Below are 10347 nucleotides of genomic sequence, written 5' to 3'. Positions count from 1 at the left end.
TTTTTATTTCGAAAACTTCAGCATTTTTTGATAATTATAAAATCTGTAGTTTTCCTTGTTCTGAAATTCTTTTATGATACCATATCATTTATTCCTGTTTTAATTTTTATTGAATTCTTATTATCTTTAGCGTAATTATTAAGAATTATGAAGATAAATAAATTTTTTACAATGCCGGCTTTAATGTTGGCATCACAATTCTTTTGGGCTCAGGGATCGTCAAGTATCAGAGAAAACTTAAATCCTGTAGTAGAAAATTTTGTTAATGAAGTTAATGCCCATTCTCAGCTTGAAGAAATGGCATATGAGCTTTTAGACGGTATCGGCCCGCGTTTGGTAGGAAGCCCGGAAATGTTAGCTTCTAATGAATGGAGTGCAGACAAACTTCGTTCGTGGGGTATAGAAGCTGATCTTCAACAGTTTGGAACATGGAAAGGATGGCAAAGAGGAATGACTCATGTAGATATGACTTATCCCAGAGTGAAATCTTTGTCAGCGATGCAGCTGGCATGGAGTCCGCCAACTAGAAAACCGGTAGAAGCAGAAGTGATTGTTTTACCAAAAGTTTCTTCTAAAGCTCAATTCGATCAATGGCTTCCTTCTGCAAAAGGAAAAATTGTATTGATGTCACAATATCAGAAAATCGGACGTTCAGATGAACAGATCAAGGAATTTGCAACCCCTGAATTATATGAAAAGCTTAAAGCTGAAAAAGAACAGGCTTCATCAGACTTTAGAGAATATATTAAAAATATAGGTTATGATAATAATACTCTTCCTGAGGCTTTGGAAAAAGCAGGAGCAGCAGGTATTGCTATTTCTAACTGGACGGGGATTATGGGGGCCAACAGAATTTTTGGAGCAAAAACGACTAGTATACCTATGATCGATATTGAGATGGAAGACTATGGAATGCTATTTAGAATGGTAGAGAAAGGAGCTAAACCTAAAATTAAGATTGAAGCACAGTCTAAAATACTTCCCGAAGCTAAAACCTTTAACACCATCGGAATGATTAAAGGAAAAGAAAAACCGGATGAATATGTAATACTTTCCGCACATCTTGATTCGTGGGATGGGGTACAGGGTGGTACTGATAACGGAACCGGAGTAATAACAATGCTGGAGACTATGAGAATCCTGAAAAAATATTATCCGGATAATAAAAGAACGATTATAGTAGGACTTTGGGGGAGTGAAGAACAGGGATTAAACGGATCCAGAGGATTCGTAGCGGATAATCCTGAAATCATAAAAGGAATACAGGCGGTATTCAATCAGGATAATGGTACAGGCCGTGTAGTTAATATCAGCGGGCAGGGATTTGTTAATGCTTATGAATATATAGGGAGATGGTTAAATGCCGTTCCTAAAAATGTAAAAGAACATATTAAAACAGATTTTCCGGGAATGCCGGGTGGTGGTGGATCTGATCATGCTTCTTTTGTAGCGGCAGGAGTTCCGGGATTCTCTTTAAGCTCTCTTAACTGGGGGTATTTTGGATATACGTGGCATACAACGAAGGATACTTATGATAAAATTGTCTTTGATGAAGTGAAAAATAATGTAATCTTAACTGCAACACTTGCCTATATGGCTTCTGAAGATCCGGAATTTACCAGTAGAGAAAAAAGAGTAATGCCTCAGAATGAAAGAGGAGAAACTTTAAAATGGCCTGAAATTAAGCAGCCGCGTAGAAGCTCTAAAGATTATAAATAAAAAGGTCTTTACAATTAAGTTATAAAGAATAAAGCTATCCCAAAAGGATAGCTTTATAAATATTATTTATCAGGAAACATTGCATCTACAACGGTTTTGCTGTCTACAAACTGTTCAAATGAAATAATGAATCCGTCTTTTAATTTCCATAAGTGAGCAACTCTGGCATTAAATGATTTTTGTGTTTTCGGATGAATACCGCTATAATTTCCGTAGGCAAATACCTGATCTCCTTCAGCAACATATCCTTCGGGAGTAAATTTATAATCAATCCACTCCGTAGCTAATCTGTTAAATACATTTTTAGCAATATTCTCAAATCCAATATAAGTTCCTTTCAGCGGAAATCCGGCGGCTTCTGTCCATTTAACATCAGGTGCCAGATATTTTTGAAGGTTTTTTCCATTTTCTTCAGAAGTTTTACCTTCGTAGGTGCTTTTAATAATTTCAAGATTAGTCATCTTATGAATTTTTATTTAAAATTAGGAATTATTTTCTTCAAATAACGGAATCTTTATCCGATTTTACTGTATAATCATACTAAGCTGAATTCTTTTTCTTATTTCGTCTACTTCTGTTACCTTTACCTGTACATGCTGATGAAGCTTTACCACTTCATTCACATCGGAAACAAATCCTTCCTTTAGCTGGGAAATATGTACCAGACCGCTTTCTTTAATTCCCAGATCTACAAAACACCCAAAAGCTGTAATATTATTAACGATACCCGGAAGTATCATTCCCGGTTTCACATCTTTAATACTCTTTATATTCGGATCAAATTCAAATATCTTCGCCGCTTTTCTGGGGTCTAGTCCAGGTTTTTCAAGCTCTTTTAAAATATCTCTGATTCCCAGAATTCCAATTTCCTCCGTGGTATATTTTTCAGGCTGGATTAAGGTTATTTTTTCTTTATTGGCAATGAGTTCATGAGTTTTAATCCCCAGATCTTTCGCCATTTTTTCTACGATTCCATAGGCTTCGGGATGCACGGCAGAATTATCCAATGGATTTTTACCATGACTGATCCTGATAAATGCGGCAGCCTGCTGGAAAACCTTTTCTCCCAGACGGGGAACTTTTTTCAACTGTTTTCTGTCTTCAAAGGCTCCGTTTTCAGCCCGGTAATTTACTATGTTTTCAGCCATTTTTTCACCGATTCCGGAAACATAGCTTAGCAGAGACTTACTGGCGGTATTCAAATTAATTCCTACAGAGTTTACACATTTCATCACTGTGGAATCCAGTTCATTTTTAAGCTGAGTCTGATCTACATCATGCTGGTATTGCCCCACACCTATAGATTTTGCATCAATTTTTACCAGTTCGGCTAATGGATCGGCAAGTCTTCTTCCAATGGAAACAGCACCTCGTACGGTTACATCATAATTGGGAAACTCTTCTCTTGCAATTTTACTGGCAGAGTATACAGAGGCCCCAGCTTCTGAAACAACAAAAACCTGTAGAGGTTTATCAAAAGCTATCTTTTTAATAAAAAATTCCGTTTCCCTGCTGGCTGTTCCGTTTCCGATAGAAATGGCCTCTATATTATAAGCATTAACCATTGAGCGGATCTTTTTCATAGCCATTCCGGACTCATTCTGCGGAGCATGAGGATAAATGGTTTCATTATGCAGCAGATCTCCTTTTTCATCAAGGCAGACAACTTTACAGCCGCTTTTATATCCCGGGTCGATGGCCAGAATTCTTTTTTCTCCCAAGGGTGGGGCGAGCAATAACTGGCTTAGATTATCTGAAAATATTTCAATAGCTTTCTGATCTGCCTTTTCTTTAGCTTCCTGTAAAGCTTCATTAGAAATGGCTGGTTCCAGTAATCGTTTATAGCTGTCTTTTATAGCCAGGAAAATCTGTTCCGAACTTTCATTATTGGATTTAATAATGGTTTTTTCAATAAACTCAATAGCTTCTTCTTTATCTATTCCTACGTGGGTTTTAACGAACCCTTCGGATTCTGCTCTCAGCATGGCAAGAAGACGGTGGGATGGGATTCTGTTTAAACTTTCTTCCCATTCAAAGTATTGGGAATATTTTTGAGCATCCTCTTCCTCTTTCTTAGCCTTAACCACTTTTGAAGAAATGAGAGCTTTACGCTGAAACAATCTACGCAGGTTCTTACGGACATACATATTCTCATTAATCCATTCCGCCATGATATCTCTTGCGCCTTGTAATGCCTCTTCCTCGGTAGAAACCTGATCATTAATATATTTTGAGGCCAGATAGACTACATCATCATTTTTCTGGCTCATAATGATCTTGGCCAAAGGTTCAAGCCCTTTTTCCTTAGCTGTGTCTGCTTTGGTTTTTTTACGTTTTTTAAAAGGTAGGTATAAGTCTTCCAGTTCCTGAATGTCATAACTCTCCTCAATCCTTTGTTTGAGTTCCGGGCTTAATGCATTTTGTTCTTCAATAGATTTTAAAATCGTTTCCTTACGCTTTATAATTTCTTCAAACTGTTTATTGAGCTTGGAAATATCCTCAATCTGGGTTTCATCCAGATTTCCGGTCATGTCCTTCCGGTAGCGGGAAATAAAAGGAATAGTGCAATCTTCGGATAAAAGTTGGAGAGTATTATTAATACTTCTTGCCGGTAAATTGATCTGTTTTTGTATAAAATCTAAAGTCGTCATTGCTTTTTATTGGGAGGGCAAAAATAGTGTTTTTGAAATGAAAAAAGGCGAGTTGCCCCGCCTTGAATGTTTTCACAACGGAATAATCCTTATTGTGAACTGCTTTCAAATTTGATTCAAAGGTACTCAAGATATTTTATTATGCAATACGGAAAACCGTAAAAATGATAATTTATTTCTTTTTAGATTTATACTTAAAATAAATCACGATGAAAAGAATTTTAGGTTTGGATGTAGGTACTAATTCCGTGGGCTGGGCTTTAATAGAAAATGACTTTGAAAATAAGAAAGGGCACATTCTGGGAATGGGAAGCCGAGTTATTCCTATGACACAGGATATTTTAGGGAAGTTTGGAAAAGGTGAAACTGTTTCTCAGACTGCGGAAAGAACAAAATACAGAAGTGTGAGAAGACTGAGAGAAAGATCTTTACTACGGAGAGAAAGGCTGCATAGAATTTTATATATATTAAATTTTTTACCCGATCATTATTCTTCTCAGATTGATTTTGTAAAACGATTGGGAAAGTTCAGAGAGGGAGAGCCTAAATTAGCTTATAATTCTACAGGTTTTATTTTTAAAAATTCTTTTTTGGAAATGTTGGAGGATTTTAAACAGAGTCAGCCGCAGCTTTTAGAAAATGATAAAAAAGTTCCTTATGATTGGACTATTTATTATCTGCGTAAAAAAGCGCTTACCCAAAAGATAAAAAAAGAAGAACTGGCATGGATTCTTTTAAATTTTAATCAGAAGAGAGGTTACTATCAGCTACGGGGAGAAGAAGAGGAGGAAAATCCCAATAAGTTAGTGGAATTTTACTCTTTAAAGATTGTTGATGTAATAGCCGATGAGCCTCAAAAAGGGAAGTCTGATATTTGGTATTCATTAATTTTAGAAAATGGATGGGTATACAGAAGGTCAAGTAAAATACCTTTAAATGAGTGGAAAGATAAGACGAGAGACTTTATTGTAACCACAGAGCTGTATGATGACAGGAATGTGAAAACGGATAAAGAAGGAAATGAAAAAAGAAGTTTCCGTGTTCCCGGAGAAGAGGACTGGACATTGATTAAAAAGAAGACTGAAAAAGAAATTAGTATGTCCCATAAAACAGTGGGAAGCTACATTTATGATACACTACTCATAAAACCGGAACAGAAAATAAAAGGCAGGCTTGTTCGCACTATTGAAAGAAAATTTTATAAGGAAGAATTAAGACGAATTTTAGAAATCCAAAAACAATTTCATCCTGAATTACAGGATAAAGATGCATATTACGACTGTATTCGTGAATTATACAGGAATAATGATGATCACCAGTTATTGCTGAGTAAAAAGGATTTTGTTCATCTCTTTCTGAATGATGTTATTTTTTATCAACGTCCTTTAAAAAGTCAGAAATCTCTTATTAGTAATTGTACATTGGAGTTTAGAAAATATAAAGGAGAAAATGATATAGAACATATTCAGTATCTTAAAGCAATTCCAAAATCTCATCCTTTATATCAGGAATTCCGGATCTGGCAATGGATGTTTAATCTTTCTGTTTACAGAAAAGAGGATGATAATAATGTAACCAAGGAGTTTTTAGACAGTACGGAAGATTATGAAAAACTATTTGAGTTTCTTCATAAGAGAAAAGAAGTGGAACAGAAATCCCTCATAAAATATCTTCTGGAACAAAAAGATTTTAAAGGAAAAATATTGAATCTTGAAATCGAAAAATATCGTTGGAATTATGTGGAAGATAAAAAGTATCCCTGTAATGAAACAGGAGCTTTAATGGCTTCCAGGTTAGAAAAAGTACAGGGAGTTCCGGCTGGATTTTTGACAAAAGAAACAGAACAGAGACTTTGGCATATTATATATTCCGTCAAAGATAAAATAGAGTTTGAAAAGGCATTAAAAACATTTGCGCAAAAGAATGGCTTTGAAGAAATTTCTTTTTTTGAGGCGTATCGAAAGTTCCCTCCTTTTAAGAGTGAATATGGAGCATATTCTGAAAAAGCAACAAAAAAACTTTTGCCCCTGATGAGGTTGGGTAAATATTGGAATTGGGATGCTATTGATCCGAACTCTCAGCTTAGAATTGAGAAAATGATTACAGGAGAATATGATGAAAATATAAAAAACAGAGTCCGGGAAAAAGCGGTTCATCTTATTTGTAAAAATGATTTTCAGGGGTTACAACTGTGGCTGGCCCAATATATTGTATATGGAAGGCACTCGGAATCAGCTATAATAAGAAAATGGCATTCAGTAAATGATCTTGAGGCTTATTTAAAAGAATTTAAACAACACTCTCTTCGCAATCCTATAGTAGAGCAGATCATTACGGAAACCCTCCGGACAGTAAAAGATATCTGGATAAAATACGGAAGAGGAAAAACGGTTTTTTTTGATGAAATTCATATTGAGTTGGGCAGGAATATGAAGAATACAGCAGATGACCGTAGAAGGATTACAGCTAAAGTACAGGAAAATGAGAATACAAATCTTCGTATTAGAGCCTTACTCGCAGAAATGACGAATGATGATAAGGTTAAAAATGTAAGACCTTATTCTCCTATGCAGCAGGAAATTTTAAAAATATATGAAGAAGGAGTACTCAGTTCAGATATTGAAATAGAAGATGATATTCTCAAGATTAGTAAAACGGCTCAGCCCTCCTCTGCAGATCTGAAAAGATATAAGCTTTGGCTGGAACAGAAATATACATCACCTTATACAGGACAGATCATTCCGCTCAATAAACTTTTTACACCTGCTTATGAAATAGAGCACATCATTCCGCAGAGCAGGTTTTTCGACGATGGATTCAGTAACAAGGTGATTTGTGAATCGGCAGTTAACAAGCTTAAAGATAATTATACGGGATTAGGTTTTATTAAACAGTTTCATGGACAGACTGTGGATTGTGGAGAGGGAAAAGAAGTCAGAATTTTTGAATTAAATGAATATGAAGACTTTGTAAAGAAACACTATTCTAAAAACAGAAGTAAAAGATCAAAACTTTTGATGGAAGATATTCCTGAAGAAATGATACAAAGACAAATAAATGATACCCGCTATATCAGTAAGTTTATCTCCGGTATTCTTTCTAATCTGGTAAGAAGTGAAGCAAATGATGATGGGCTGAATTCCAAAAATGTACTATTTGTAAGCGGAAAGATTACTTCAAGACTCAAACAGGATTGGGGATTGAATGATATTTGGAATGATCTGATCCTTCCGCGTTTTGAAAGGCTGAATGAGATTACAGCGTCAGAAGCTTTTACGGTCTGGAACGAAAAATATCAAAAATTACTGCCTACGGTTCCTGTGGAATTGTCCAAAGGTTTTTCGAAAAAAAGAATTGATCACCGCCATCATGCATTGGATGCTTTGGTAATTGCTTGTGCCACAGGAAAGCATGTTAATTTATTAAATAATATGTCAGCTAATTCGGAGATAAAGCGATATGATTTAAAAAGAGAATTGATGAGCTTTGAAAAAGTGGCATATCAGCATTTTCAAACTGGAAAAAGAATTGAAAAAGAAGTTCCGAAAATATTTTTTAAACCTTGGAATGATTTTACTTTACACGCGAAAAATCAGCTTGAAAAAATCATAATCAGCTTCAAACAGAACCTTAGAATTATAAATAAAGCTTCCAATTATTATGAAAGATGGGTGGAAAAAGATGGTATTAAAAATAAAGAACGGGTAAAACAGCAGGGAGTAAACTGGGCAATTCGTAAGCCTATGCATAAAGAAATGACGTATGGGAAGATTGATTTACCCTGGGTGAAAGTTCCTAAAGGAAAAATTTTAACAGCGATCAGAAAAAATATTGATTCATCCTTTGATTTAAATGCGATTAATTCCATAACAGATACCGGAATTCAAAAGATATTGAAAAACTATCTTCAGTACAAAGGAACGGCAGAACTGGCTTTTTCTCCGGAGGGTATTGAAGATATGAACAGAAATATTGAAAAGTTTAATGATAGTAAACCTCACAGTCCTATATATAAAGTAAGGAAATTTGAATTAGGAAGTAAGTTTCCTTTGGGTCAGAAAGGAAATAATAAAAATAAATATGTGGAAGCAGCTAAAGGAACCAATCTTTTTTTTGCTATTTATATTTCCGATCAAGGAAAAAGAACCTATGAGACTATTCCATTAAATGAAATAATTGAAAGGCAGAAGCAGGGATTGGAGCCGGTTTCATTAATGAATAAAAAAGATTTCTTTTTATGCCCCTATGATTTGATATATATTCCCACGGAAGAAGAACAGCAAAGCACCTTAGGGCCGGATTTTAAAAACCTTTCGAAGGAGAAACTGAATAATATCTATAAAGTAGTCAGTTTTTCAGGAAGTCAGATCTTTTTTGTAAAGCATAATGTTGCTGTATCTATTGCTAATAAAATGGAGTTCTCCTCACTTAATAAAATGGAGCGGGCTCTCGATGGGCGAATGATTAAAGATATCTGTATTAAAATTTCAGTGGACCGTTTAGGAAATATTTTAAATCCTAAGGTATGATTACCCGTTCAGTTTATATCGGAAATCCTGCCTATCTGAAGCTAAAAGATGAGCAAATGTACATCCTTGACCCTTCCACTAAAGAATTAAAAGGGAAAGTTCCGGTGGAAGATTTGGGAATTCTCATGTTAGACCACTTTCAGATTACGATTTCCCATCAGCTGATTCAGAAAATGATGGGAAATAATGTGGTGGTGATTAGCTGCGATGCTCACCACTTACCCCATGGGATCATGTTACCTTTGTATGGACACAGTACTCATTCAGACAGAGTGAAAAACCAGCTGGAGGCCAGTGAACCATTGAAAAAGCAGCTTTGGAAACAAACCGTGGAATGTAAGATTGAAAATCAGAAAGATGTGCTCCGAAAACTTGGGAATTATTTTGAACCTATGTTAGAGTACCAGAGAAATGTAAGAAGCGGGGATATTACCAATATGGAAGGTATTGCGGCACAACATTACTGGAAATATCTTATCAGCCTGGATTTTCTGAGAGAACGTTTCGGAGATTCTCCCAATCAGTTTTTTAATTTCGGATATGCAGTTTTGAGGAGTATGGTCGCAAGATCGATTGTTGAAACCGGATTACTTCCTGTACTCGGTATTTTTCATAAAAATAAATACAATCCGTATTGTCTGGCAGATGATCTGATGGAGCCATTTCGTCCATTTATAGATCTATTGGTAATGCAATGGCTTGAGCAATATCCTGATTCCGAAAAGCTGACAAAAGAATTTAAAGCTCATATTCTGAGAATAGCCACTGTAGATGTACGGGTAGAAAGTAAGGTAAGACCCTTGCTGGTTGCTGTAAAAGTAGCGGCAAGTTCATTGTACAAATGCTATACAGGGGAAAAACGACTGATTGCCTATCCTGAATTATTATGAATGCCGACCGGTTTAATGCGTACAGGATTATGTGGGTTCTTGTGTTATATGATTTACCAACGGAAACTAAAGCCAATATGAGGGCTGCCAACCTTTTCAGAAAGCGATTATTGGATGATGGTTTTACACTGTTTCAGTTTTCGATGTATGTAAGGCATTGTCCGAGTAGGGAAAATGCGGAAGTCCATATCAACAGAGTGAAAAATATGCTTCCTAAAGCTGGGAAAGTTGCTGTTATGTGTATCACAGATAAACAGTTTGGGGATATTGAGATTTTCTTTGCCAGAAATAAAGAAGAACCACCACCGACTTTCCAACAACTTGAATTGTTTTAATTTTTTAATCCTAAATAAATAATAAATCCATTGATTTTCAATGGATTATTTTTTGAGGTTGTAACTAACCACTAAGATAGTGAAATTTGAAAGCAGTTCACAACCTATATGAAATAATTGACGTATATTTACAAGTTGTAACTAACCACTAAGATAGTGAAATTTGAAAGCAGTTCACAACTACTTTTACAACGTCTTCAGCGCTTGCTGCGTTGTAACTAAC

General features: G+C 35.6%; 6 protein-coding genes. 4 read left to right on the top strand and 2 right to left on the bottom strand.

Annotated elements, in window-relative coordinates:
* The first annotated feature begins 147 nt into the window (after positions 1–147).
* Positions 148–1719 carry a M28 family peptidase gene (locus Q0A18_RS00700; RefSeq protein ID WP_292008246.1) on the top strand — a complete coding sequence of 524 codons (1572 nt, stop codon included), beginning with the start codon at positions 148–150 and terminating at the stop codon, positions 1717–1719.
* Between the two features lie 62 nt (positions 1720–1781).
* Here the strand turns inward: Q0A18_RS00700 and Q0A18_RS00695 are convergent, their stop codons facing one another.
* Together Q0A18_RS00695 and Q0A18_RS00690 are read right to left on the bottom strand one after the other, a co-directional pair.
* Positions 1782–2180, bottom strand: a complete 399-nt coding sequence (locus tag Q0A18_RS00695; protein ID WP_292008245.1) for a nuclear transport factor 2 family protein — start codon at positions 2178–2180, stop codon at positions 1782–1784.
* Between the two features lie 63 nt (positions 2181–2243).
* Positions 2244–4370 (bottom strand): Tex family protein, encoded by a 2127-nt coding sequence (locus tag Q0A18_RS00690; protein WP_292008244.1) that lies wholly within the window; start codon positions 4368–4370, stop codon positions 2244–2246.
* A 209-nt stretch (positions 4371–4579) separates the two neighbouring features.
* On the opposite strand from Q0A18_RS00690, the gene cas9 reads away from it, so the two are divergent.
* Genes cas9 through cas2 form a run of 3 tightly spaced genes read left to right on the top strand, consistent with a single transcriptional unit; the run spans position 4580 to position 10124 of the window.
* Positions 4580–8899 carry a type II CRISPR RNA-guided endonuclease Cas9 gene (cas9, locus tag Q0A18_RS00685; RefSeq protein ID WP_292008243.1) on the top strand — a complete coding sequence of 1440 codons (4320 nt, stop codon included), beginning with the start codon at positions 4580–4582 and terminating at the stop codon, positions 8897–8899.
* Positions 8896–9789, top strand: coding sequence for a type II CRISPR-associated endonuclease Cas1 (gene cas1 / locus Q0A18_RS00680; RefSeq protein ID WP_292008242.1), 894 nt, complete (start codon positions 8896–8898; stop codon positions 9787–9789). The genes cas9 and cas1 overlap by 4 nt, the downstream gene beginning before the upstream one ends.
* Entirely contained in the window at positions 9786–10124 is a 339-nt protein-coding gene (gene cas2, locus Q0A18_RS00675; RefSeq protein WP_292008241.1) for a CRISPR-associated endonuclease Cas2, read from the top strand. The genes cas1 and cas2 overlap by 4 nt, the downstream gene beginning before the upstream one ends.
* Positions 10125–10347 lie beyond the last annotated feature (223 nt).

The organism is Chryseobacterium sp., from assembly GCF_022712095.1.
Lineage (GTDB): Bacteria > Bacteroidota > Bacteroidia > Flavobacteriales > Weeksellaceae > Chryseobacterium.
The sequence above is the reverse complement of the archived record's forward strand: the minus strand, read 5'-3'. Positions and strand labels throughout refer to the sequence as shown.

What these genes read in the sequence shown, in the direction of transcription:
- Q0A18_RS00700 (WP_292008246.1), top strand. Translation starts at nt 148, where the DNA reads ATGAAGATAAATAAATTTTTTACAATGCCGGCTTTAATGTTGGCATCA.
- Q0A18_RS00695 (WP_292008245.1), bottom strand. Translation starts at nt 2,180, where the DNA reads ATGACTAATCTTGAAATTATTAAAAGCACCTACGAAGGTAAAACTTCT.
- Q0A18_RS00690 (WP_292008244.1), bottom strand. Translation starts at nt 4,370, where the DNA reads ATGACGACTTTAGATTTTATACAAAAACAGATCAATTTACCGGCAAGA.
- cas9 (WP_292008243.1), top strand. Translation starts at nt 4,580, where the DNA reads ATGAAAAGAATTTTAGGTTTGGATGTAGGTACTAATTCCGTGGGCTGG.
- cas1 (WP_292008242.1), top strand. Translation starts at nt 8,896, where the DNA reads ATGATTACCCGTTCAGTTTATATCGGAAATCCTGCCTATCTGAAGCTA.
- cas2 (WP_292008241.1), top strand. Translation starts at nt 9,786, where the DNA reads ATGAATGCCGACCGGTTTAATGCGTACAGGATTATGTGGGTTCTTGTG.